Source organism: Aliivibrio sp. SR45-2, assembly GCF_963890165.1.
GTDB classification, from domain to species: Bacteria; Pseudomonadota; Gammaproteobacteria; order Enterobacterales; family Vibrionaceae; genus Aliivibrio; species Aliivibrio salmonicida.
In genome coordinates this window covers 68,056-90,970 of record NZ_CAWPRC010000011.1, presented here as the reverse complement: position 1 = coordinate 90,970, position 22,915 = coordinate 68,056, and the positions used below count along the sequence as shown (strand labels likewise).

At 38.9% G+C, this 22,915-nt stretch carries 24 protein-coding genes; 8 read left to right on the top strand and 16 right to left on the bottom strand.

Annotated elements, in window-relative coordinates; all coding sequences use genetic code 11:
- The first annotated feature begins 78 nt into the window (after nucleotides 1-78).
- Entirely contained in the window at nucleotides 79-1,494 is a 1,416-nt protein-coding gene (gene sthA, locus AACV33_RS00655; protein WP_017020967.1) for a Si-specific NAD(P)(+) transhydrogenase, read from the top strand.
- 88 nt (nucleotides 1,495-1,582) lie between these two features.
- On the opposite strand, the gene dinF is transcribed toward sthA, so the two are convergent.
- The 3 genes from dinF to lexA form a co-directional block, all read right to left on the bottom strand.
- Complete coding sequence (dinF, locus tag AACV33_RS00650; RefSeq protein WP_017020966.1) at nucleotides 1,583-2,914, bottom strand: MATE family efflux transporter DinF; 1,332 nt, start codon at nucleotides 2,912-2,914, stop codon at nucleotides 1,583-1,585.
- Between the two features lie 82 nt (nucleotides 2,915-2,996).
- Nucleotides 2,997-3,791, bottom strand: coding sequence for a class I SAM-dependent methyltransferase (locus tag AACV33_RS00645; RefSeq protein ID WP_026025338.1), 795 nt, complete (start codon nucleotides 3,789-3,791; stop codon nucleotides 2,997-2,999).
- Between the two features lie 102 nt (nucleotides 3,792-3,893).
- Nucleotides 3,894-4,517: a transcriptional repressor LexA gene (gene lexA, locus AACV33_RS00640; RefSeq protein WP_012551311.1), complete on the bottom strand. Its 624-nt coding sequence runs from the start codon at nucleotides 4,515-4,517 to the stop codon at nucleotides 3,894-3,896.
- Between the two features lie 241 nt (nucleotides 4,518-4,758).
- Between lexA and plsB the strand changes: the two genes are divergently transcribed.
- Nucleotides 4,759-7,182: a glycerol-3-phosphate 1-O-acyltransferase PlsB gene (gene plsB / locus AACV33_RS00635; protein ID WP_065611973.1), complete on the top strand. Its 2,424-nt coding sequence runs from the start codon at nucleotides 4,759-4,761 to the stop codon at nucleotides 7,180-7,182.
- 90 nt (nucleotides 7,183-7,272) lie between these two features.
- Here the strand turns inward: plsB and ubiA are convergent, their stop codons facing one another.
- Complete coding sequence (gene ubiA / locus AACV33_RS00630) at nucleotides 7,273-8,130, bottom strand: 4-hydroxybenzoate octaprenyltransferase (protein WP_012551313.1); 858 nt, start codon at nucleotides 8,128-8,130, stop codon at nucleotides 7,273-7,275.
- Nucleotides 8,127-8,699 carry a chorismate--pyruvate lyase family protein gene (locus AACV33_RS00625; RefSeq protein WP_017020963.1) on the bottom strand — a complete coding sequence of 191 codons (573 nt, stop codon included), beginning with the start codon at nucleotides 8,697-8,699 and terminating at the stop codon, nucleotides 8,127-8,129. The genes ubiA and AACV33_RS00625 overlap by 4 nt, the downstream gene beginning before the upstream one ends.
- Nucleotides 8,700-8,820: 121 nt before the next feature.
- Between AACV33_RS00625 and AACV33_RS00620 the strand changes: the two genes are divergently transcribed.
- On the top strand, nucleotides 8,821-9,231 hold the full coding sequence (locus AACV33_RS00620; RefSeq protein ID WP_012551315.1) for a flagellar basal body-associated protein FliL: 411 nt from the start codon (nucleotides 8,821-8,823) through the stop codon (nucleotides 9,229-9,231).
- 53 nt (nucleotides 9,232-9,284) lie between these two features.
- Here AACV33_RS00620 and glpG read toward each other — a convergent pair whose 3' ends face one another.
- From glpG to ftsY, 6 genes are all read right to left on the bottom strand, one after another.
- On the bottom strand, nucleotides 9,285-10,124 hold the full coding sequence (glpG, locus tag AACV33_RS00615) for a rhomboid family intramembrane serine protease GlpG (protein ID WP_065611972.1): 840 nt from the start codon (nucleotides 10,122-10,124) through the stop codon (nucleotides 9,285-9,287).
- A 7-nt stretch (nucleotides 10,125-10,131) separates the two neighbouring features.
- Nucleotides 10,132-10,455 carry a thiosulfate sulfurtransferase GlpE gene (glpE, locus tag AACV33_RS00610; RefSeq protein WP_017020961.1) on the bottom strand — a complete coding sequence of 108 codons (324 nt, stop codon included), beginning with the start codon at nucleotides 10,453-10,455 and terminating at the stop codon, nucleotides 10,132-10,134.
- A gap of 426 nt (nucleotides 10,456-10,881) precedes the next feature.
- Nucleotides 10,882-11,742, bottom strand: a complete 861-nt coding sequence (rpoH, locus tag AACV33_RS00605) for an RNA polymerase sigma factor RpoH (RefSeq protein ID WP_012551318.1) — start codon at nucleotides 11,740-11,742, stop codon at nucleotides 10,882-10,884.
- A gap of 227 nt (nucleotides 11,743-11,969) precedes the next feature.
- A complete protein-coding gene (ftsX, locus tag AACV33_RS00600; protein ID WP_012551319.1) occupies nucleotides 11,970-12,923 on the bottom strand; it encodes a permease-like cell division protein FtsX in 954 nt (317 codons plus the stop codon).
- Nucleotides 12,916-13,584 carry a cell division ATP-binding protein FtsE gene (ftsE, locus tag AACV33_RS00595; RefSeq protein ID WP_012551320.1) on the bottom strand — a complete coding sequence of 223 codons (669 nt, stop codon included), beginning with the start codon at nucleotides 13,582-13,584 and terminating at the stop codon, nucleotides 12,916-12,918. Before ftsE ends, ftsX begins: the two co-directional genes overlap by 8 nt.
- A 3-nt stretch (nucleotides 13,585-13,587) precedes the next feature.
- The gene (gene ftsY, locus AACV33_RS00590; RefSeq protein WP_017020960.1) at nucleotides 13,588-14,820 is read right to left on the bottom strand and encodes a signal recognition particle-docking protein FtsY; all 1,233 of its coding nucleotides are present in this window, start codon (nucleotides 14,818-14,820) and stop codon (nucleotides 13,588-13,590) included.
- Between the two features lie 70 nt (nucleotides 14,821-14,890).
- On the opposite strand from ftsY, the gene rsmD reads away from it, so the two are divergent.
- From rsmD to AACV33_RS00575, 3 genes are all read left to right on the top strand, one after another.
- Nucleotides 14,891-15,493, top strand: a complete 603-nt coding sequence (gene rsmD / locus AACV33_RS00585; RefSeq protein WP_017020959.1) for a 16S rRNA (guanine(966)-N(2))-methyltransferase RsmD — start codon at nucleotides 14,891-14,893, stop codon at nucleotides 15,491-15,493.
- Nucleotides 15,494-15,766, top strand: coding sequence for a DUF1145 domain-containing protein (locus tag AACV33_RS00580; protein ID WP_012551323.1), 273 nt, complete (start codon nucleotides 15,494-15,496; stop codon nucleotides 15,764-15,766).
- Between the two features lie 140 nt (nucleotides 15,767-15,906).
- A complete protein-coding gene (locus AACV33_RS00575) occupies nucleotides 15,907-16,518 on the top strand; it encodes a YhgN family NAAT transporter (protein ID WP_017020958.1) in 612 nt (203 codons plus the stop codon).
- Between the two features lie 48 nt (nucleotides 16,519-16,566).
- Here the strand turns inward: AACV33_RS00575 and AACV33_RS00570 are convergent, their stop codons facing one another.
- Nucleotides 16,567-16,809, bottom strand: coding sequence for a YecH family metal-binding protein (locus AACV33_RS00570; protein WP_012551324.1), 243 nt, complete (start codon nucleotides 16,807-16,809; stop codon nucleotides 16,567-16,569).
- Nucleotides 16,810-17,680: 871 nt separating this feature from the next.
- Complete coding sequence (locus tag AACV33_RS00565) at nucleotides 17,681-18,046, bottom strand: hypothetical protein (RefSeq protein WP_012551325.1); 366 nt, start codon at nucleotides 18,044-18,046, stop codon at nucleotides 17,681-17,683.
- 273 nt (nucleotides 18,047-18,319) lie between these two features.
- On the opposite strand from AACV33_RS00565, the gene AACV33_RS00560 reads away from it, so the two are divergent.
- Complete coding sequence (locus AACV33_RS00560; protein ID WP_012551326.1) at nucleotides 18,320-18,652, top strand: DUF2500 domain-containing protein; 333 nt, start codon at nucleotides 18,320-18,322, stop codon at nucleotides 18,650-18,652.
- 15 nt (nucleotides 18,653-18,667) lie between these two features.
- Nucleotides 18,668-20,749: an ATP-dependent DNA helicase RecG gene (gene recG / locus AACV33_RS00555; protein ID WP_182699651.1), complete on the top strand. Its 2,082-nt coding sequence runs from the start codon at nucleotides 18,668-18,670 to the stop codon at nucleotides 20,747-20,749.
- An 86-nt stretch (nucleotides 20,750-20,835) separates the two neighbouring features.
- Here the strand turns inward: recG and nfuA are convergent, their stop codons facing one another.
- The 3 genes from nfuA to nudE all read right to left on the bottom strand — a co-directional run bounded on the left by nfuA (nucleotide 20,836) and on the right by nudE (nucleotide 22,914).
- Nucleotides 20,836-21,420, bottom strand: coding sequence for a Fe-S biogenesis protein NfuA (gene nfuA / locus AACV33_RS00550; protein WP_012551328.1), 585 nt, complete (start codon nucleotides 21,418-21,420; stop codon nucleotides 20,836-20,838).
- A gap of 118 nt (nucleotides 21,421-21,538) precedes the next feature.
- A complete protein-coding gene (gene cysQ / locus AACV33_RS00545; protein ID WP_017020955.1) occupies nucleotides 21,539-22,357 on the bottom strand; it encodes a 3'(2'),5'-bisphosphate nucleotidase CysQ in 819 nt (272 codons plus the stop codon).
- A gap of 5 nt (nucleotides 22,358-22,362) precedes the next feature.
- Nucleotides 22,363-22,914 carry an ADP compounds hydrolase NudE gene (gene nudE / locus AACV33_RS00540; RefSeq protein WP_017020954.1) on the bottom strand — a complete coding sequence of 184 codons (552 nt, stop codon included), beginning with the start codon at nucleotides 22,912-22,914 and terminating at the stop codon, nucleotides 22,363-22,365.
- Between the last annotated feature and the right edge of the window lies 1 nt (nucleotide 22,915).

Here is a 22,915-nt window from a genome sequence, read left to right as displayed (position 1 = left end):
TTGATTTACCAAATGAATGAAAAGGTTAAAATACTTTGCTAGCAATGTTGCGAGATTGATAATAATAAGGCGCTACTGATGACAAACTCGACCACTACACGCTCAACCCATTTTGATGCCATCGTAATTGGTAGTGGCCCAGGAGGAGAAGGTGCTGCAATGGGCCTAACCAAAGCCAACCTTAATGTCGCAATTATTGAGAGAGAGCCAAGTGTCGGTGGAGGTTGTACACACTGGGGGACTATCCCATCAAAAGCACTTCGTCATGCAGTAAGTCGTATTCTAGAATTTAATTCAAATCCGCTTTATTGTAAGAATAATACCAGTCTTCATTCTACTTTTTCTGATATTTTAGGCCATGCAAAAAGTGTCATCGATAAACAAACAAGAATGAGACAAGGCTTTTACGACCGTAATCAATGCTCTCTTATCTTTGGTGAAGCCAGTTTTGTAGAAAAAAATACGATTGCAGTGACAGCAAAAGATGGCTCAATTGAAACGTATACCGCTGATAAGTTTATTATTGCCACAGGATCTCGCCCTTACCGTCCCGCCGGTGTTAATTTCAATCATAGCCGTGTTTATGATAGTGACTCCATTCTTTCACTAAAACACGACCCTCGCCATATCATTATTTATGGTGCAGGTGTCATTGGCAGTGAATACGCGTCTATATTTAGAGGATTAGGCGTTAAGGTTGATTTAATAAACACTCGAGATCGTTTACTGTCATTTTTAGATAATGAAATGTCCGACGCTCTCTCTTATCATTTTTGGAATAGCGGTATTGTCATACGCAATGATGAAACCTTTGAAAAAATCGAAGCCACTGATGACGGCATTATTATGCATTTAGAATCTGGCAAAAAAATGAAAGCGGATTGTGTTTTACTTGCCAATGGTCGAACAGGAAATACAGACAAACTCAACCTCTCTTCTGTTGGACTTGAAGCCGATTCTCGTGGACAGTTAACAGTAAACGGTAATTACCAAACAGATGTCGATCATATTTATGCAGTTGGTGATGTCATCGGTTACCCAAGCCTTGCTAGTGCTGCTTATGACCAAGGCCGATTTACCGCTCAAGCCATCGTAAAAGGTAAATCAGAAGCAAAATTGATTGATCATATTCCTACTGGTATTTACACCATACCTGAGATTAGTTCAGTAGGAAAAACAGAACAAGAGCTAACAGCAGAGAAAGTGCCTTACGAAGTAGGGCGAGCTTCTTTCAAACACTTAGCAAGAGCCCAGATTGCTGGAATGGATATTGGTAGTTTGAAAATTCTATTCCATCGAGAAACAAAAGAAATTTTAGGTATCCACTGCTTTGGAGAGCGTGCGGCTGAAATCATTCATATCGGGCAAGCCATTATGGAACAAAAAGGCAATGCCAACACTATTGAGTATTTTGTCAATACTACATTTAATTACCCAACTATGGCTGAGGCCTATCGCGTAGCAGCTCTTAACGGCTTAAATCGACTTTTTTAAACACTCAAATATAATAAATACTAAAAAGGGTTAAGTGTTTAATTAACCCTTTTTTATTATTTTTAATCAATACGATAGAGTATTTGGCCTACGATAGGAAAACTCCTTTTTTCCATTGAACATAAAAAGTAATCGCAAGACTTATACCTCGCATCCCCATAAACGAGATCATTGCAGCCCATAACGCATGGTTACCATAAGGCGTCATTAGCCACCACACAACGAAAAAAGTCAGCATCGCGATAAACATTGAATTTCTCATCTCAGACCCTTTGGTCGCACCAACAAAAATACCATCAAGTAAAAAACACCACATGGATATCAACGGCATAGCAATAAGCCAAGGTAAATAGATTAGCGCCGTATTTTGCACTTCTGTGATTGAAGAAATCATCCCAATTAAACCAGCACCAAACACACCAAAAGCCACACTTAATAATAAGCTAATGGCAAAGCTCCAAAAGGTAATTCCAATCAATGATTCTGATAACTGAGTTTTGCTTTTTGCACCAATCGCTTTTCCTACCATGGCTTCCATAGCATAAGCAAAACCATCCATGCCATAAGATATCATCATCAAAAAACTCATCAATACCGCATTTGCTGCCACAATATCAACACCTAATGACGCCCCCTTAAATGTCATAAAAGTAAAGCACGCTTGAAGGCATAATGATCGTAAGAAAATATCTCGATTTAATTTAAATAAGCGTTTAAACCCAAGTAACAATTCAGACAGAGGCATCAAGAAACGAGGTAAATACAATGCTTCTTTTTGTTTAAAGACAAAAAACAAACCAAGTAACAAAGCGGAATAGTCGGCTAATACAGAAGCAAATGCCGCCCCTTCAACCTTCCAATTAAACCCAACAACAAATAATAAATCGAGAACGATATTAATGCTGTTTGTAATAATCACTAACCACATTGGATAACGAGCATTCTGAGTCCCGAGTAACCAGCCCATGATGACCAAATTACTCAATGCCGCTGGTGCACTCCAAATTCGAATAGAGAAATATTGCTCTGCATACATCTTCACTTCTGGAGCTGCATTGCTGAAAGAAAAAATAGCGTAGGAGAGAGGCTGATGAAAAATAAGCAGAATGAATGAAAAACATAAAGCTAGAAAAATTCCCTGAGAAAAAGTTTGGCTTAATAATTGTTTATCTTCAGCGCCATAGGCCTGAGCAGAAAGTCCAGTGGTGGCCATACGCAAAAAACCAAGTAACCAAAAAGTCACGCTGATCATCGTACCGCCAACCGCAACCCCACCTAAATACCACGCCTGATCTAAATGCCCAATAACAGCAGCATCAACTAACCCAAGTAGTGGCGTTGTAATATTCGACAACACCATTGGAATAGCCAGAGCTAATACTCGTCGGTGTAATGTAAGGTTTTTTAAGACTTGCCACATAGATTTGTACTCAACAAAGAAAGTGACGGCATTATTACTTACTTCGACTCAATACAAAAATTTTTCAAATTTAAGCTTCGTTTTACCAATTCATATGCACAAGTAATGGAGTAACCCGGTGCTTAAACAGAGGAAATTTCGCTAACCAGCGCTGCCATAATTTCCAGCGAGAACAGTTGTGTTCAAAAGGCGATTTAATTGAGATCGTGTCAATCCAAGGAAGCCAACCAGTAAAATGAAGCTTAGGTTGATATAAACCATGTTGATAATCACCACAACCTAGTTTTTTCCCCATGCGGGTATGACATCTATCTGCCGCAATAACAATCGTTGCTTCAGCATGTTGAAATCGACGTCCTAATAATTGAATAAACTTAGCTAATTGAAGTTCATCACACTCTAACAACGCTTGCTCACAAACAATCATGACAGGCACATTACTCGGTACGGGCAAATCATGGATCCATGTATGTTCAATCGCAGAACCACAACGAACATAATAACGCTCATTTGTATGAAAAAGCTTCTGTCGCCACAATAAGTTTTCATTAATATCTAACTCTAACCAATGACAAAGACCATTATCTAAACGATAAAAACGGGTATCTAAACCTGCGCCAACATTAACAACCCACCCCGAAGGATGACGTTTTAAAAATTGAGCAACTTGCTGATCGCATTGAACGGTCAATGTGGCATGCAATAGCTGTTTTTGATCAATGTCGCCAGAAAGGCATTCAGAAGAAAGGTGGCAATGTTGACATGCAGCCGCTGCGATAGGGTCATAGATAAGACCATTATCGATTAAGCTCTCTCTACTTCTCAACCACATAGGCTGTAAAAGATGGGAAGGTATTTTGTGGCCGAGATTTGTCATCTTCATCTCCATTGATAAACAATAGAGATGATAATGACTATCATTACCAATTGTAAAGCACTATTTACTGCCTTACAGAAGATAATTAAGAGTGAAAATAAATTACATCCAAGTCGTACTGCGGATCACCCCAACAGCAATACCTTCAATAGAAAGGTGTTGAGACGTAAGATCGACTTGAATTGGAGCAAACTCTTCGTTTTCAGCATGAAGAAATACCATTGAACCTTTACGCTCTAAACGCTTAACAGTAACATCATCATCAACACGAGCAACAACCACTTGACCATCATGAACGTCTTGCGTTTTATGTACCGCTAATAAGTCGCCATCCATAATTCCGATGTTTTTCATACTCTCGCCATTTACGCGCAATAAAAAATCCGCTTGTGGCTTAAACATACTAGGATCAACTTGGTAATGACTTTCTACGTGCTCTTGAGCAAGGATAGGCTCACCCGCCGCTACTTGACCGATAAGAGGAAGACCTAAATCTTCAGGCTCTACAGGATCTTGCAATAGGATACGAATACCACGAGAAGCACCTGGAATAATTTCGATCGCTTGCTTACGAGCTAATGCTTTTAAGTGTTCTTCTGCCGCGTTCGCAGAACGAAACCCTAATTCACGAGCAATCTCTGCGCGTGTTGGTGGCATTCCAGTATCTTCAATTTTTGCTTTGATCAACTCAAAGACTTCTTGCTGTCTTGCCGTTAGTGGCTTCATGAATCACCTGTCTGTTTATACAGTGAACTGTGAGTATATACAGCTGTGCTATGCTTTGAAAGGCCTATTGATTAAAAATAAGCCTAATTTATTCATTTATATGTCATATAAGTCTGACTATTGCGGATATTCTGTTCATTTTTATTAAAAGGTTTGACCAGTTCTGCTATTCTTGCCAATAAAGTGTAAGCATCTATATATAACCGAGCATTCGGTACATAACTAAGGCGTTATTGTCATTATGTCTACAGGACAAACTATTTATCACTCTTTACTCAAGTTGCCATTATCGGTCATGGTAAAGAGCACTCCTATTCCATCGAATCCAATTGAAGATCTCAATATCGATATTGAGCGCCCAATTATTTATGCTCTGCCGTTTCGATCTCATGTCGATCTGCTCACATTGCAAAAAAGTGCTAAAGAGTTAGGGCTACCAGATCCTCTTTCTCCAATTGAAATTGATGGTGTGTCTTACCCTCGTTATGTATTCACTTCTATCGGACCAAAGATGTTCGATACTGATGATGATTTACCACAAGAGTCTCTGGATTTATTTAAAATTGTTCTCAAGCACCATGCAGATAATCCTGATGCTGATTTTCAATTAATCCCGACGTCAATTCTTTGGGGAAGAAGACCTGGAAAAGAAGGCACAAGTAAGCCTCATTTAATGCCATTAAATGGGCCACAAAAGTTTGTGACTCTAATTAAAGCTGGTCGTGATTCAACGGTACGCATCAGTCCTGTCGTTTCGTTGCGCTACATGGCAGACAATCACGGTGCAGATGATGCAATAGCTCATAAACTGGCTCGTGTAGCAAAGATCCACTTCTCACGTCAGAAATTAGCGGCATCAGGACCAAACCTTCCGAATCGCCAAGCGTTATTCAATCGGTTATTAAAATCTCAAGCTATTGAAAAAGTGATTTTAGAAGAAGCGAGGATCCGTAACGTTGATGTAGAGAAAGTACGTAAAGAAGCCATGGGGATCATGGAAGAAATTGCAACGAACTTCTCTTATTCGCTGATCAAGAATGGCAATCGAATTCTTAAATGGCTATGGAACCGTCTATACCAAGGCTTAAACATCAACAACGCCGCGACCGTGCGTAAATTAGCACAAGAAGGCCATGAGATTGTTTATGTACCTTGTCACCGCAGCCACATGGATTACCTACTGCTTTCGTATGTTCTTTACCATGAAGGCTTAGTACCACCACATATTGCTGCTGGTATTAACTTAAACTTTTTCCCTGCAGGCCCTATTTTCCGTCGTGGCGGTGCTTTCTTTATTCGCCGTAGCTTTAAAGGTAACCGACTTTACTCTACTATTTTTCGTGAATATTTAGCCGAGTTGTTTGCGAAAGGCTATTCCGTCGAATATTTCAGTGAAGGGGGTCGTTCTCGTACCGGTCGCCTATTGCAGGCCAAAACGGGTATGCTAGCCATGACAGTACAAGCGATGTTACGAGGCTTAAACCGCCCTGTAACCTTGGTGCCTGTGTATATTGGTTATGAACACGTAATGGAAGTAACGACTTACGCAAAAGAGTTACAAGGCAAACGTAAAGAAAAAGAAAACGCAGGACAAGTCCTACGCACGCTTCGTAAACTGCGTAACTTTGGTCAAGGCTATGTAAACTTTGGCGAGCCGATTTCTTTAAACCATTACCTTAATGAACACGCACCTAATTGGTCTGAGTCCATCAACCCAATTGAACCACAAAAGCCAGAGTGGATGTCCCCTGTAGTTAATGGCATCGCAAATAAAATGATGACACACATTAATGACGCAGTCGCAGCCAATGCATTAACACTATGTGCGACCGCTTTACTTGCGGCTCGTCAGCGCGCTCTTAGTAAGGAAGATTTAACTGAGCAACTGGATTGCTACCTGCAGCTATTACGAAACATTCCTTATTCGAATACGGCAACAGTACCCACTCAAGATGCAGAAGCGCTATTAGAGCACGCGATTGCATTAGACAAATTTGTTATTGAAAAAGATACGCTAGGTGAGATTATTTCATTAGACCGAAATCAATCAATATTAATGACCTATTACCGCAATAACATTATTCATCTTTTTGCATTACCGTCTTTAATAGCAAAATTAGTTGTGCAATACCGTTCAATTTCTATCGATAACATTCAGGCACAAATTCAACAGATTTATCCTTTCCTTAAAGCCGAATTATTTCTGCATTATGATGAGAGTGAATTAAACGATGTGGTGAGTCAGCATATCGATGAATTGGTTCGTCAAAAGCTGATCGAAAGAGAAAATGATGTTTTACAACTCAATGCCACCAATATTCTGAAAGTGCATTTACTTGCTCATACGATTTCAGAAACACTGCAACGTTACGCTATTGCATTAACACACTTACAAGCGTCTCCTAAGTTAGGTAAAAATGATTTAGAAGAGCAAAGTCAAATTATGGCGCAACGTTTAAGTCGTTTACATGGTATTAATGCCCCGGAATTTTTCGATAAAGGTGTGTTTGGTATTCTATTTAATACTTTAAAAGCAGAAGGGTATTTAAGCAGTGATGGCGTTGCTGTTATAAGTAAAGTAGAGCCATTTTCTCGAGATATGTCTCGACTACTTAATCCTGAGATCAAGCTCACCATTCAAGCAGTTATGACAAAAGAAGACTAAATCAGCTATCTCTTAATATTAAGATAATAAAAAACCAGTACACGAAACGTACTGGTTTTTTTATGCGTCTAATTTAAAGTTTTGACGTCATTAAATAAGTACGCTCGCACTTATGGCGACAAAAATAAAACCACCCACATAGTTATTATTTAAAAACGCTTCGAAACAAGCCTCTCTTTCACGTCCTTTAATTAACCATTGTTGATACACAAAACACCCTGCAGCGGCTAAGACACCCCAGTTATATAGGCTTGGAAGCGAAAGCTGTATACCTAATGCTATCAATAAAGTAAGTACGGTCAGTTGCAGTAGGCCTATCATGAGCTTATCGAAACGTCCAAATAGAATCGCGGTCGATTTGATACCGATATTGAGGTCATCATCTCTATCTACCATTGCATATTGGGTATCATAAGCAATTGTCCATACCGCATTAATCACAAACAACAACCACGCCTCAGGCGGAACTTGATTTGATTCTGCCGCATAAGCCATCGGGATTGCCCAGCTAAACGCCAATCCCAGTACAAATTGCGGTAAATACGTGATGCGTTTCATAAACGGGTAAGCGATCGCTAACAAAACCCCAATACTCGATAACATAATCGTTAATGTATTCATGGTTAGAACCAGAATAAATGAACACGTAACCAATACAGAAAAAAGAATAAGTGCTTCTTTAGAAGAAACTAATCCAGAAGGCAATGGGCGATTAGCCGTCCGCTTTACATGCCCATCCACTTTACGATCAGCAAAATCATTAATGACACACCCTGCCGAACGCATAAATACAACACCGAGTATAAATACAATCAGTACATGCCAATCTGGAATTCCATCAGCCGCCAAAAATAAAGCCCACAATGTTGGCCATAACAATAACAACGAGCCAATCGGACGATTCATTCTCGTTAATTGCCAAAACGCCTTCGCTTTTGACAGAGTCATTCTTCACTTCCCTTTGAATTGTTTTTTTCTAAATAATAATTATCCGAATAAATAGATGCCTTAGGTAAAAATAATTCCGCCACCAACATTGGCTTTCCATTCATCCACAAACGAGAACGACGAGCAAACAACTCCCCCTTCTCGGTTAAAATTTTTGCTACTTGTAATTGATCTCTAAAAACGTCTTGAGCACTAAAAACAGTAATGCCTAACGGTACATGACCTTGCTTCGTTAAATCGTGGGGCTGATCTTGTAAAGAAGATAACGGTATTAATGTTCTCCCGTAAATCCAATCGACAGCATCACCTCGTAAAACAACTTTACGTCTTAGGCACACTCCATCGCCAATAAGGGCAATTTCATCTGCTCTTAAAGCGCTGGAATCAACATGTGTATTATCCAATACCGATACAGACAACACTTGGCAATGTTGCTCTAAACGGCGTGACAACGAATCTAGGCCTAACAGCCAATACTGTTGCCATTCATTGCTACACGTAAACGTATCGGCGTCTTGCCATTGCACTTTTTTAAGCACAGAAGCACACCAAGAATTGATCTCTGACATATTCTCTATAACATCTCTCACATATATCAATAATATTGAGAGATTACGGTTAATTTTTTCTCACAACTGCCGACTATTGTAACAAGTAATAAAATAAATTGACGGATGAATGGATTAGAAAATGACAAAGAAATCATTATTTGCAGGACTACTGCTAATTATTAGCCAACTTTTTGCTCCTGCTGTTTTAGCAGCAGACGAAACGACACCTAAAATGGGTTACTTCACCTTAGCACCCGATCTAACCACTAATTTTGTTACTACAGGGAAAAAGCTCGGATACATACAAGTTCGCATCGACATTATGGTTGCCGATAATCGTGAAGTTCCACTTCTAGAGCATCATAATCCACAAATCCGTAATGTATTAGTTGAAGTCTTTGGACAACAACCTGAGAACCGAATTAAATCATTGGCTGGTCGTGAAGAAATCAGAAAAGAATGCTTAACGGCAATCAATGAACTGCTGCTTGCAGAGACAGGGAAAACATTAGCTGTGGACTTATTGTTTACTAAATATATCTACCAATAAATAAAAAAATAGAGCAAGAAATAATCTTCTTGCTCTATTTTTATTTCGTTTTATTACGCTTTTTTAAACTTGAATTGACTGTCAATTGCTGCAAAAGCACAACCGGTAATCAATCCCACTAAATGTGCCGTATTCGCAATCGCCATAAAAGGCTGAACATACCCAAGAATGATCCATATCAGCATAAACCCTACGATAGGTTTAGACACTGAGATACCTCTTTCAGGAGCCAACCAACCAATAAACCACGAATAGCCTAATAACGCATACACAACACCAGATAGACCACCAAAGTTAGCACCATCTATCCAAAACTGTCCAAGTCCTGAAAATAAAGCAGAAAACAAGAACAACTGAACCAGTTTTGTTCGACCTAAACGTAATTCAATGTCTCCACCAAGCTGCCACCACCACAATAAATTAAAAATAATGTGAGTAGCTGAAAAGTGAAGTAACGCATGAGAGAACCAACGCCATATCTCAATGCTTTGCCCTTGGTTTTCAGGGAAGTGCAATAATTGAAAGACTGAATTATTCCAACCAAATTGCTGCAAAGCAAAAATAATAATACAGCTCACCATAATGAATAACGTAAACACACCGGCTTTGGCTTTTACCATATTCATCATATTGGGTGAAGAATAAGAAAATTTAGCAGTACGAGTATCGGCCATATCCCACGATGCTGATTGATATTTTGTCGCATTAGGATCTTTTAAAAACGCTTGTAGTTCCGATTCAACTTCCAATAGATAAGTATCATCAGACACTACCCATAACGCAAACTGGCCTTCCCCTTCTGGCATCATACGAAGATCAATATGACGTGAAGCCATATAATCAATAAAGGCCTGACCAGCTCTTGGATTTGATAACGCGATCAATCGATGCATAAATTCTCTACTTTTCTACGGGCAAGCCTGCTTTATGCCAGCCTTCAAAACCACCATCAACACTATAAACTTCTTCATAGCCTTGGTTAATTAAATATTGTGCCGCACCTTGGCTACTGTGTCCGTGATAACACATCACTAAAACAGGTTGTTCAAATTCCACTTCATTCATTAGCGTCACGATCGTGTCATTAGTCAAATGAAACGCACCATCAACATGGCCTCGCCCAAAAGATTGTGGATCCCTAATATCAACCATTCTTGCATTATGATCTTTTTGATTTAGCTTTTCTTGTGCATCCGTTACTGAGATATGTTGAAACTGTTCCATATTGAGCCTTTATTATTTATTTAGCACTATTGTACTCTCGATTAACCACAAGAAAAACACAGAGACAGTAAGGGTTAAGCAAAGTTATACACAAAGTTATTATCCACATTGATTATCACACCAAAAATAACTGTTCTTTTTTTAACCGCCTGTGGAAAAACCTGTGAATTACGTTGATAAAGTGGTTTTGTAAAAATTGATCCACAACATGTAGTAAAGATCCTTCTTAAAGTGTGGATAGTAAATACCCTCCTTACTGACTGATTCACCTAGCTTCATCAAAAAATCGTTAAGATCTACACAGGTAATCTTCTAGTTACACACAAGATTTAAAAACACCTTATGATCCTAATCGCAATACCCTAGCCATAAAAAAGGCTGAACCCTTTCGGATTCAGCCTTCTGTGTATAACGATAATGCGGTAGTTAGAATATATCTCCTACAGCATCTTTTAATTTTTTCATCGCGTTCTTTTCAAGCTGACGAATTCGCTCAGCAGACACAGAATAAGTGTTAGCTAACTCTTGCAACGTCGTCTTCTCATCAGTTAACCAACGAGATTGAACAATATGTTGACTGCGGTCATCTAACGTTGCTATCGCATTAGCCAAACGATTATTGGTGTAATCTTCCCAATTATCTTCTTCTAATGAATGAGCAATATCTGACTGCTTATCTTCTAAGTAATAAACAGGCGCGGTAAACGCCATATCACGGTCGTCATCTTCGGTTGGAGCTTCAAACGTAGAATCTTGAGCTGCAAGACGGGATTCCATCTCTCTAACTTCAGAAGGCGATACACCTAAGTCTTTAGCAACGGCTTCAACTTCGCCATTATTAAACCAACCAAGACGTTTTTTATTCTTTCTAAGATTGAAGAACAGTTTACGCTGCGCTTTGGTTGTTGCTACTTTCACGATACGCCAGTTTCTTAATACGTATTCATGAATTTCAGCTTTAATCCAATGCACTGCAAATGAAACCAAACGAACACCCACTTCAGGGTTAAATCGTTTTACTGCTTTCATCAAACCAACATTACCTTCTTGGATAAGATCCGCCAAAGGTAAGCCATAACCAGAATATCCACGAGCGACATGAACAACGAAGCGTAGATGAGATAAAATCAGCTCTTTTGCCGCCTCTATTTCTTCTTTGTAGTGTAGACGTTCAGCAAGATCGCGCTCTTTCTCAACCGTTAACATCGGGTAACGATTAACAGAACGTAGATAGCTATCGATGCTATCTTGAGAAACGACAGCCATTGAATACATCTCTTTCGACATTCAAATCCCCATTTATATCTAGATTTAACTTCAACTTAACCTTGCAATAATGTACTTAAAATAAACAGACTGCAAGGGAAAGGCGGAAAATTATCCACACTTTATGGACTAATTTCTGTTAACTAAGTTCAGTTTTTCATAAACAAAAAATAAAAAAGCCGCTAATTCAGATAATTAACGGCTTTTTAAGAAATTGATCACAACAGATAAAAACAGTACTTAAATCCTTATACTGGCTCTATCTCTTTCAAATGACGTAACACCGAGATTCTTGCCGCCAATAAACCTAAAAAGGAAGACAGCATCAGTAATAATAAACTTTCATCCCATGTTAACCCGATCAAGCGGAACACGCTGTCATAAAGTACAGCAACATTATCGACCGCACCATTCAGAGTCACGGTAATAATGGCCGTTAAGAACCAAGCAATAAAACCACCGAGTAAACCAAACCACATCCCAGTGTATAAATAAGGACGTAATATAAAGGTATTTGTTGCTCCCACTAACTTCATCACCTGGATTTCATCTTTTTGTTCCAACACATTAAACCGCAATGTATTACCAACAATAAGGAAGACAGCAATAAACATTAAAACAGCTAACGTTGTCGCCACAACGACAGCAACATGCTTAATGGCATCTAAACGCATTAACCAGTCATCATCCAAGCGAACTTCGTTGACATAAGACTGCTGTTTTAGACGACTCACTAACTGATTCACTTTCTCTGTCGTTTGCCATTCCGTTTTAGGTGAAACAATCAATACTGCGGGCAAAGGATTACTATCAAGTAATGTTAAGGCTTGTTCAAAACCAGAATGCTCACTGAGTTCTTTTAACCCTTCTTGTGGAGAAATGTATTGAATCGCTTCAACCTCTTCCCACCCATCCAATTCTGTTTTTAATTCTAAAACTTTTGATTCAGCTACGTTTTGTTGTAAATACAAGCTCACTTGCGAAGGTGCTTGCCATTTTGAAGCAACAATCGTTAAGTTTTTACCCACCAAATACATCGTTGAAGGCAGAGTTAGCGACATAGCAATAACAGCAAGTGTTAATAAGTTACCTAATGGGCGACGTAATAGTTCTTGAAAAGAAAGTCTTGCCTGTTTTTTATGAGAAGCCCAAAATCCATCATTCGATGCGCCTTGAGTATTTTTTGCTTTACGCTTAGCCATGTTCAGCTACCTCACGTAGACACCCTTGGTGAAGATCAAAACGACGGTATTTATTACCACCAATTAATGACAAATCATGCGATGCCATTAATACACTCACACCTACACGATTAAACTCAGCAAATAAGTTAAACACTTGGCGAGATAATTGAGGATCAAGGTTACCCGTTGGTTCATCCGCTAATAACAACATCGGCTTATTAACGACAGCCCGAGCGATACCCACTCGTTGTTGCTCACCACCTGATAACTGCATCGGATAGCTCTTTGCTTTATCTAATAAGCCCGTTTTGTCTAATGCTGCAGATACACGACGTTTAATGTCATTCTCTCTCACCGATTCAACACGCATAGGTAATGCAACATTATCAAAAACAGTGCGATTCATTAATAATTTATGATCTTGAAATACAATGCCAATATTACGACGTAAAAAGGGAATGTCTTGATTAGAGATCTTCGTAATATCATGCCCATTAAATAAAATCTTACCGTCACTTGGACGTTCAATCGCACAGATCAATTTCAGCAAGGTACTTTTACCTGCGCCGGAATGACCACTTAAAAAAGCCATTTCGCCTCTATTAAGGTGAAAATTTACTTTTTGTAATGCTGGGCGACCACCTCGATAGGCTTTTGAAACTTGCTGAAATCGAATCACATGTTATTCCTCACGACTAAATAGCGCATCAATGAAATCTTGCGCCACAAACGGACGTAAATCATCAATGCCTTCACCAACACCAATATAACGGATTGGGATTTGAAATTGATCGGCAATAGAGAAGATTACGCCACCTTTTGCAGTACCATCTAATTTTGTTAATGTAATTCCCGTAACCGGTGCAACATCGCTAAATAGTTTGGCTTGGCTAATGGCGTTTTGACCAGTACCCGCATCAAGCGTTAGCATCACTTCATGAGGCGCTGATGGATCTATCTTCTGCATTACACGTACAATTTTACGCAATTCTTCCATCAAGTTACTCTTATTTTGGAGACGACCTGCAGTATCTGCAATCACAACGTCTACTTTTCGAGCTTTTGCGGCTTCAATGGCATCATAAATAACCGAGGCGCTGTCGGCACCAGTGTGCTGCGCAATAACAGGGACATCATTACGTTGACCCCATACTTGAAGTTGTTCAACCGCCGCTGCACGGAATGTATCGCCCGCCGCTAAAATGACGGACTTACCATCATTTTGAAATTGTTTAGCTAACTTACCAATTGTCGTCGTTTTACCTACCCCATTAACACCAACCATTAAGATTACATGAGGGCTGTTTTTTTCATCGATGACTAAAGGTTGCTCCACTTTAACTAAAATCTCAGCCATTTCTTCTTTTAGCAGGCCATATAAAGCTTCACCATCTTTCAAATCACGCTTACTTGCCTTTTCCGTCAAGCTATTGATAATTTTAACAGTGGTATCCATCCCCACATCAGCAATCAATAATTGTTCTTCTAATTCTTCAAATAGATCGTCATCTATTTTTTTACCACTGAATAAACCAAAAAATCCCGCACCAATGTTTTCTTTTGTGCGCTGTAAACTGCGCTTTAATCGAGCAAAAAAACTTTCTGTTGGCTTTTCTTGTACTTCTTCAATATTAGACGTCGCAATTTCTTCAACGACTACAGCCTCAACAACCAGCTCTTCTTCTTTATTTTCTTCAAGTGTAGAGTCAATTACCTCCAATTGCTGTGGTTCATCCACTTCAATGGAAGTCGTAACCTCTTCATTCTCTTTGAGCTGTTCAATTTGAACATCTTCAATTACACTCTCATCAGTGCTTTCTTCTACTGATTGTTGCTCTACTGTTGGTTGTTCGGCTTTTTCTTCATCACCAAAACCTAACCAAGACAATAATCCGCGTTTCTTTTTGCCTGTCATTGAGAAATCCTAGAATTAAATTGGTACTATTTTCTCGTATACTATCACTTTCTTAGCGGTCAAAAAATCTATGCTTAAACGTAAACAACATTCATCTCGCACTTCTAACACAAATAGAGCCTCTGGAAGTATCCGAATCATCAGCGGACGCTGGCGTGGACGTAAACTTCCAGTGCATGATGCAGAGGGATTAAGACCCACAACTGATCGCATAAAAGAAACCGTATTTAATTGGTTAGCCCTTGATATTCCTCGTTCTCGTTGCTTGGATCTATTTTCTGGTAGCGGTGGTTTAGGATTTGAAGCGGCCTCTCGTGGAGCCGAACACGTTGTGATGCTTGAATTAAACAAACAAGCTCATACCCAATTAAAACAAAATGCAGAAAGCCTAAAAGCCGATAATATAGAACTTCATCATATCGATGCATTAGCGTATTTAAACCAAACTCCCACGCCATTTGATGTCGTCTTTATTGATCCTCCTTTTAGAAAAGACCTACTAGAAGAAACATTAACTAAATTAGAACAAAATGGTTGGCTTACTAAAAATGCAATGATTTACATTGAAGCGGAAAAAGAACTAAGCTCATTGCCAACGCCTGCTCATTGGCGATTACATAGAGATAAAACCGCAGGACAAGTTACATTTAAACTATATGAAAGAGAGGAATAGATGAAAGGACTGATCATTCTTGCCAAAGCAGCCATAGGGTTTGTTTGGCTAATTTTATTATTAAATATTTTTATGCCTTTCCCAGGAAAAGCAGCCATTGCCCTCTATATCATGACCGCCTTCTTATTCATGATGCATGGCTTACAGATGCTTATCTTTATTGGCGCATTCGGCGATAAGATCACCATGAGCCGATGGGAAAAATGGTCCATTCTGATTTTTGGTGTCTTTGCATTACTCGATATAAGAACAAAACACATGATGGAAAAATAACCCTCATCAAACGATAGTATTAAGGAGCATTTATTGTTCCTTTTTTTATGCCTATCAGTCATTCGTTCTGCCACTTTTCAATTCGCTATGTATGTTATGATCTCATCTTATTCTTACGTTTCTAATTTCGGTACTCATTTATGGACACATTCTCCGCAGCAGTCATGCTTTTTTTGATCATGGATCCAATGGGTAATTTACCTGTATTTACCTCTATCCTTAAACACGTAGAGAAAAAGCGAAGACGCATTATTTTAATTAGAGAACTGCTGATTGCTCTGTCTATTATGATGGCTTTTCTTTTTATGGGAGAGCAAATACTAAACTTCTTAAGTTTAAAAAAAGAAGCCGTGTCTATTTCAGGTGCCATCATTCTCTTTTTAATCGGTTTGAAAATGATTTTCCCACCAGAAGGGGGATTAGGGGCGAGTTTAGGGGCCGGTGACGAACCTTTAATTGTGCCTCTCGCAATACCTATGATTGCAGGGCCTTCTATCTTGGCCACATTATTATTATTGGCTCACCAAGAACCTAATCGCATGGCTGATTGGAGTTTAGCACTATTAGGCGCTTGGGCTGCAACCACCGTCATTTTAATGTTCTCTGATTTATTCCAACGAGTTGTAGGAGAAAAAGGACTCGCTGCAATAGAGCGCTTAATGGGCATGTTACTGTTAATGATTTCAGTTCAAATGTTCCTAGATGGCATCATGAGTTACTTTAAATATGCAACAACAACCATCGGCATGTAGTTTTATGCAATTATAAAAAAGGTCGCTTACTAGCGACCTTTTTTGTATTTAATGATTACACATGCGATCAGGGTCTGCGATTAAGCCATCATTAGTTTCTATTACTTTCTTCTTAGATAATAAAAAATTCAGTAATTCATTTAACGTCAACTCTTGCTGACTGCATGTATGAAAACAAACGTCAGAACCGAACTCAGTAATAACCATCAATTCTAACTCAGCACGAGGTAAAGGAACCTCAGAGTTCAGTAGAATGTTTAATACACTGTGTCCATGGATATCTTGCTTCATTGTGCTTCCTAATAAAATATAAGGTCTTATCGTCAGCATAACAAAGATCATCGTCTATACTTTTGTTATAGATCTAAACTTACCGTTTTTAATCTCTATCAGTAGTATTGCAAACTCAATGAAAACGTAAAAATAGGCATTATTTACTGCTTCCTATCTGCACGCCCTTATTATGCTAAAAAAACTCCCACCCAAGACATGAAAATACATTCAAAACCATAAGAAAACAAACTTAAACCAATAAAAAACAATAATTTAAAAATAACAAATTAAATTTAAGTATAGAAAAAATACGAAATACACTGAATGAAAACAAGATCTTTAGACTAATTTTAGTGTTAGAAGTAAGCAACTAGGCAAATGATCAATGATTTACAGCAATAAACTGGAAAAATAAAAAGAGAAAGATAACTATCACTATAAATGGGCACGCTAAGCCCCAAAACAAGACGATAAATAAGTGATTAATTATCAAACGAGTAAAAATAGCATTTAGCCCATACTTATCAGCAACTTATACCAACTTAACACAAAAGCAACATAATAAACCGATATATCAACAGACAAAAGAGAACCTTAAAACAGTGATAAAAGCACACTTTTGTCAGAGAAAAGTTATTTTTTCAAGCTTTAGAGCACTCAGGGGTTGATCAAAGTACGAAAATGATGCTATTCTATTTGTCAAGCAATGATAGAAGACATTAAAGGAGCATAATAATGATTACTTCATCGCAAAAACAAGGACTTATGATGATAGCCGTAGTTGTTGGACTAATGACTCTGCCAATGATGTACTAATATACATTCAAATAAGTTTATATAAAAAAACGGACGCATTTGCGTCCGTTTTTTTATATCAGAAAAGAAGATATTAGAATAGATTCTTAATATTATCCCAGTGAATCAAATAGATACCAACTGAAATCAACGTAGAAAACAACACAATAAAGAAAACTAGTTTCCAAAGAAAGCGGCTCGCTCTAGGTGTCAAAATATCAATTGATTCTTGGCTAGCACTCTTAAAACCTGCTTTATCCTCTAATTTATACCCATCTTCATGCACCACTTTATTTCTTATCGTAGCTATAAAGCGTAATTTTTTAATTACATCGTGTGGTAACCGCTCTTCACAACTACTGATCAGTTGATGTAAGCCTTTACCTTCAGCGTGATAATGCATTTTTAATAACGATTCTATTTTCCTGCTTTGTTTTACCACAAGATCAATATCCGACATTTCACTCTCCTAGCGACTCACTTTGTTCTTTCTACTGTACTCGAATTGAAAATCAAACACACAGATAACCTTTATTTTTATACTTATAAAAACGCTTTTCTTATTTTTAATCTTCGAGTCAGATCTCAAATTCTAATTTGTCACATTATTAATAAACAAATAATAGAAGAAATAAATAGAAAACCCCCACACTCTCGACAAATAGTCATTATCTCCTCTTTATAGAAACGGTAGAATAAAACGTATTTATCACTCGTAAGTTTAAGGACAACCATGCCAGTTATTTATATCGTTACGCTATTTATTTTCATCCTCATCGCTGCGGTATTATTTAAGCGCTTTCAAAGTAAATACATGCTTGGCGAAAATGCCCCTGAGATGAAAACAGAAGTGACTATTCTTGATAAACAGATCATTGAGATTACCGATGCCCAACCTGGAGAAGAAGGGCAAGAGTTTTGGATTTATGTACAGAAAGGAAATTTTGGCCCCAAAAGAGAATTTGAAGTAGGCATTCATTTTTTTAATGCTCTAAACCCTGGCGATAAAGGTATAATGACTTATCAAGGACGTAAGTTTCATCACTTTGCGTTAAAGCGAGACTAATTTCAGGGACACATTATGACCAACCAATTACTTTCAGCCACCCCATTAACCTCTCTGGCTCGTGTCGGCGCGAAAGTAGCCGAAAAGCTGGCTAAAATTGGTTTGGTTACTATCCAAGATTTACTTTTTCACCTGCCTCTACGCTATGAAGATCGAACCAAAGTCTACCCAATAGCACGTGTTCATGCCGGCTTATTTGCCGCAGTACAAGGCAATGTCATGTCTTGTGATCTTCAATTTGGCAAAAGAAAAATGCTGTTAGTAAAAATCAGTGATGGCAACGGAACGATTACACTGCGCTTTTTCAATTTTAATGCAGGAATGAAAAACCATTTTAGTGAAGGTAAATTAGTCCATGCTTACGGAGAGATAAAACGAGGCGGTGTAGGTTTAGAAATTGTTCACCCTGATTATCAATTTCATACTCCCTCTAAACCTTTAGACATTGAAGCAACATTAACCCCCGTTTACCCTGCGACTGATGGTCTTCGCCAAAACACACTCCGCAGCCTTACCGATCAAGCACTTGTACTCTTAGACAAAGCCGCGGTCACCGAATTATTACCACAAGGGTTATACAATAATCAAATAACGCTAAATCAAGCGTTGCATATTATTCATCGCCCTGATCCTTCAATTAACTTAGAAGCGTTTGATGAAGGAAAGCATCTAGCACAACAACGATTGATTATTGAAGAATTATTAGCACAGAACCTATCTATGCTATCGGTACGCAGTAAAGGCCAGCAAGAAAATGCGTTACCATTAACAACAAGAAGTAATCTAAAGCAAAAATTATTAGCACAGCTCCCCTTCACCCCAACAAATGCACAACAGCGAGTCGTGGCTGAAATAGAACACGATTTAGCAAAACCACACCCAATGATGCGCTTAGTTCAAGGGGATGTTGGCTCAGGTAAAACCCTTGTCTCTGCATTAGCCGCAGTACAAGCCATAGAACATGGTTACCAAGTTGCATTAATGGCCCCTACAGAGCTGTTAGCAGAACAACACGCCATTAACTTTACCAAGTGGTTTGAGAGCATGGGTATCCCTGTTGGGTGGCTAGCAGGAAAGCTAACGGGAAAAGCGAAAGAAAAAGAATTAACCCGTATTGCTAGCGGTGAAGCAAAAATGATAGTGGGCACTCACGCACTTTTCCAACAACATGTTCAATTTCACCATCTCGCGTTGGTGATTATCGATGAACAACATCGTTTTGGTGTTGACCAACGCCTAGAGCTACGAGAAAAGGGGCTAAAAAATGGGGCTTATCCACATCAATTAATCATGACAGCAACGCCAATACCTCGAACCTTGGCAATGACAGCGTATGCTGATCTTGAAACCTCTGTAATTGATGAATTACCGCCGGGAAGAACACCAATTCAAACGGTCGCGGTTCCTGATACCCGCCGAAGCGAGATCGTGGATAAAGTAAAAACAGCCTGTCTTGAAGATGGACGTCAAGCCTACTGGGTATGTACGTTAATCGATGATTCAGAAGTACTAGAGGCACAAGCTGCATCAGACACAGCAGAATCACTTCGCTTACAACTACCAGAACTTAATATTGGTTTAGTTCATGGCAGAATGAAATCGCAAGAAAAACAACACATCATGCAAGAATTCAAAGAAGGTAAGTTACATTTGTTAGTAGCCACTACCGTTATTGAAGTCGGTGTCGATGTACCAAATTCAAGCTTAATGATCATAGAGAACCCAGAAAGATTAGGTCTTGCTCAATTACATCAATTACGAGGCCGTGTTGGTCGAGGAACAGTAGCAAGTCACTGTGTTCTGCTTTATCACGCCCCATTATCTAAAACGGCACAAAAGCGATTAAGTGTGCTACGCGAAAGTAATGATGGCTTTGTCATCGCACAACGAGATTTAGAAATTCGTGGGCCCGGTGAGTTATTAGGAACAAAACAAACAGGATTAGCAGATTTTAAAATTGCCGATTTAGTTCGAGATCAACACTTAATCCCTGAAGTCCAACGCATTGCACGTTATATTCATGACAGTTACCCAAGTAATGCAAAAGCCATTATTCAGCGCTGGCTTGGCGAACGAGATATTTACTCAAACGCTTAAGCTTAATTAATCTCATAATAATGCCATAGACACAAAAAAGGTGAGTACATACTCACCTTTTCACATTTACAACATCAGCGTTCTGATTAGTAGTAAGAGTGCTCACCACGATCATGCTCTGTCAGATCTTTAACCGCCGTTAATTCACCTTCAAATTGAGCTAAAAGCTCTTTTTCAATGCCTTCTTTTAATGTCACGTCAACCATCGAGCAACCATTACAGCCACCACCAAATTGAACAATCGCAATACCGGCTTCGGTGATTTCCATTAGACTTACGTGACCACCATGGCCAGCAAGCTGAGGGTTCACTTGAGTTTGAATCGCGTATTCAACACGTTCAAATAAAGGTGCATCATCATTTACTTTACGCATTTTTGCGTTAGGCGCTTTCAATGTTAATTGAGAGCCCATTTTATCCGTAACGTAATCGATATCTGCATCTTCTAAGAAAGGCAAACTTAGCTCATCTACATACGCAGATAAGTTTTCAAATTTCAGTTCAGTATCGTTCGCTTCAATCGCTTCCGGTGGGCAATATGATACGCCACACTCTGCATTTTGAGTTCCTGGGTTAACCACGAATACACGAATGTTTGTCCCCTCTGGCTGTTGTGCCAGAAGTTTTGCAAAGTGCTCTTGAGCACTTTCAGTAATATTGATTGAAGTCACAAGTAATACCTGACTAAATTAGTATGATTAAGGATTGTACTCTGAAAAACACTGAATTTCGAGTATCGAACCGAAATTATACCAATCTTAATAATCAATTTATCAAGATTGGTGCTCATTATTCACAAGTTAAAATAGAATCCCATGGAAGATTCTCGTCACCTAATACAATAAAATTAGGGTTCTCTAACGACTCTCGTTCATTGTACGACAGTGGTTCAAGCTTGGTTGATAATATACGACCACCCGCTTCTTGAACAATACATTGTGTTGCTGCGGTATCCCACTCGCCTGTTGGCCCCAAACGTAAATAACAATCGACAGCACCTTCTGCAACCAAACAGGCTTTTAAGGCGGCGGATCCCAATGGCACTAAATCATAATTCCATTCAGAACTCATACAGCGAGTAATGTTATTAATGTTTTGGCGACGACTTATCGCAACCGCAATGGGCTGTTTCTCTTCTTCATGCTTAAGCGTGCTAATGCGCACACTTTCATCCATATCAGGGATTTTCCATGCACCTTTACCTTCATAAGCATAATAAGTGACACCAGAAACCGGCGCATAAACAACCCCCATAATAGGACAGTTATTTTCAACCAATGCAATGATGGTAGCAAAATCACCACTACGAGCAATAAACTCTTGAGTTCCATCAAGCGGATCAACTAACCAATAGCGCTCCCACTGAGAACGTTGTTCTAAAGACACATTCGCGTCTTCTTCAGATAAAATTGGAATATCAGGCGTCAGTTGAGACAGCTTTTCCATGATCAATTTATGAGCAGCTAAATCCGCACTTGTCACTGGCGTTTGATCCGCTTTAATAAACGCTTCAAAATCGCCTTTTTCATAGATATCTAAAATCAATTGACCTGAAGCGCGAGCAATTTTGATCACGTCAGGAAGAAGATGTGAAAACGTAGAATCCATCAATATCACTCCTTTCCTAAAAATTGTTGAGCAAGCAATAATGCACTAATGCATCTTGCTTCTGAAAAATCGAGATGATGAAGTAATTCAGACGCTTGACTTAATGGCCAGCGAACAATGTCCAATGGCTCAGGTTCGTCCCCTTCCAATCTCTCAGGGTACAAGCCTTGGGCAACAAAAAGCGTCATTTTACTCGAGAAATAAGACGGCGCTAAAACCAATTCTTTTAATGCTGTTAATTTCTCTGCACCAAAGCCAATCTCTTCTTTCAATTCTCGGTTTGCCGCTTCTATTGGCATTTCACCTTCATCGATTAATCCTTTAGGGAACCCAAGCTCATAGCGTTCAGTCCCAACCGCATATTCACGAACTAAGAGTAAATCACCCTGCTCAGTAACAGGAACCATCATAACCGCATGACGACCACTTGGTTTCATTCGTTCATAAGTACGTTCCACACCATTTGAAAAACGCAGATCAACCGATTCAATACAAAACAGTTTTGATTTCGCTTCAATTCGTTTATCTAAGATGGTCGGCAATTGTTTTTTAGCCATC

What these genes read in the sequence shown, in the direction of transcription:
- sthA (WP_017020967.1), top strand. Translation starts at nt 79, where the DNA reads ATGACAAACTCGACCACTACACGCTCAACCCATTTTGATGCCATCGTA.
- dinF (WP_017020966.1), bottom strand. Translation starts at nt 2,914, where the DNA reads ATGTGGCAAGTCTTAAAAAACCTTACATTACACCGACGAGTATTAGCT.
- AACV33_RS00645 (WP_026025338.1), bottom strand. Translation starts at nt 3,791, where the DNA reads ATGACAAATCTCGGCCACAAAATACCTTCCCATCTTTTACAGCCTATG.
- lexA (WP_012551311.1), bottom strand. Translation starts at nt 4,517, where the DNA reads ATGAAGCCACTAACGGCAAGACAGCAAGAAGTCTTTGAGTTGATCAAA.
- plsB (WP_065611973.1), top strand. Translation starts at nt 4,759, where the DNA reads ATGTCTACAGGACAAACTATTTATCACTCTTTACTCAAGTTGCCATTA.
- ubiA (WP_012551313.1), bottom strand. Translation starts at nt 8,130, where the DNA reads ATGACTCTGTCAAAAGCGAAGGCGTTTTGGCAATTAACGAGAATGAAT.
- AACV33_RS00625 (WP_017020963.1), bottom strand. Translation starts at nt 8,699, where the DNA reads ATGTCAGAGATCAATTCTTGGTGTGCTTCTGTGCTTAAAAAAGTGCAA.
- AACV33_RS00620 (WP_012551315.1), top strand. Translation starts at nt 8,821, where the DNA reads ATGACAAAGAAATCATTATTTGCAGGACTACTGCTAATTATTAGCCAA.
- glpG (WP_065611972.1), bottom strand. Translation starts at nt 10,124, where the DNA reads ATGCATCGATTGATCGCGTTATCAAATCCAAGAGCTGGTCAGGCCTTT.
- glpE (WP_017020961.1), bottom strand. Translation starts at nt 10,455, where the DNA reads ATGGAACAGTTTCAACATATCTCAGTAACGGATGCACAAGAAAAGCTA.
- rpoH (WP_012551318.1), bottom strand. Translation starts at nt 11,742, where the DNA reads ATGTCGAAAGAGATGTATTCAATGGCTGTCGTTTCTCAAGATAGCATC.
- ftsX (WP_012551319.1), bottom strand. Translation starts at nt 12,923, where the DNA reads ATGGCTAAGCGTAAAGCAAAAAATACTCAAGGCGCATCGAATGATGGA.
- ftsY (WP_017020960.1), bottom strand. Translation starts at nt 14,820, where the DNA reads ATGACAGGCAAAAAGAAACGCGGATTATTGTCTTGGTTAGGTTTTGGT.
- rsmD (WP_017020959.1), top strand. Translation starts at nt 14,891, where the DNA reads ATGCTTAAACGTAAACAACATTCATCTCGCACTTCTAACACAAATAGA.
- AACV33_RS00580 (WP_012551323.1), top strand. Translation starts at nt 15,494, where the DNA reads ATGAAAGGACTGATCATTCTTGCCAAAGCAGCCATAGGGTTTGTTTGG.
- AACV33_RS00575 (WP_017020958.1), top strand. Translation starts at nt 15,907, where the DNA reads ATGGACACATTCTCCGCAGCAGTCATGCTTTTTTTGATCATGGATCCA.
- AACV33_RS00570 (WP_012551324.1), bottom strand. Translation starts at nt 16,809, where the DNA reads ATGAAGCAAGATATCCATGGACACAGTGTATTAAACATTCTACTGAAC.
- AACV33_RS00565 (WP_012551325.1), bottom strand. Translation starts at nt 18,046, where the DNA reads ATGTCGGATATTGATCTTGTGGTAAAACAAAGCAGGAAAATAGAATCG.
- AACV33_RS00560 (WP_012551326.1), top strand. Translation starts at nt 18,320, where the DNA reads ATGCCAGTTATTTATATCGTTACGCTATTTATTTTCATCCTCATCGCT.
- recG (WP_182699651.1), top strand. Translation starts at nt 18,668, where the DNA reads ATGACCAACCAATTACTTTCAGCCACCCCATTAACCTCTCTGGCTCGT.
- cysQ (WP_017020955.1), bottom strand. Translation starts at nt 22,357, where the DNA reads ATGGATTCTACGTTTTCACATCTTCTTCCTGACGTGATCAAAATTGCT.
- nudE (WP_017020954.1), bottom strand. Translation starts at nt 22,914, where the DNA reads ATGGCTAAAAAACAATTGCCGACCATCTTAGATAAACGAATTGAAGCG.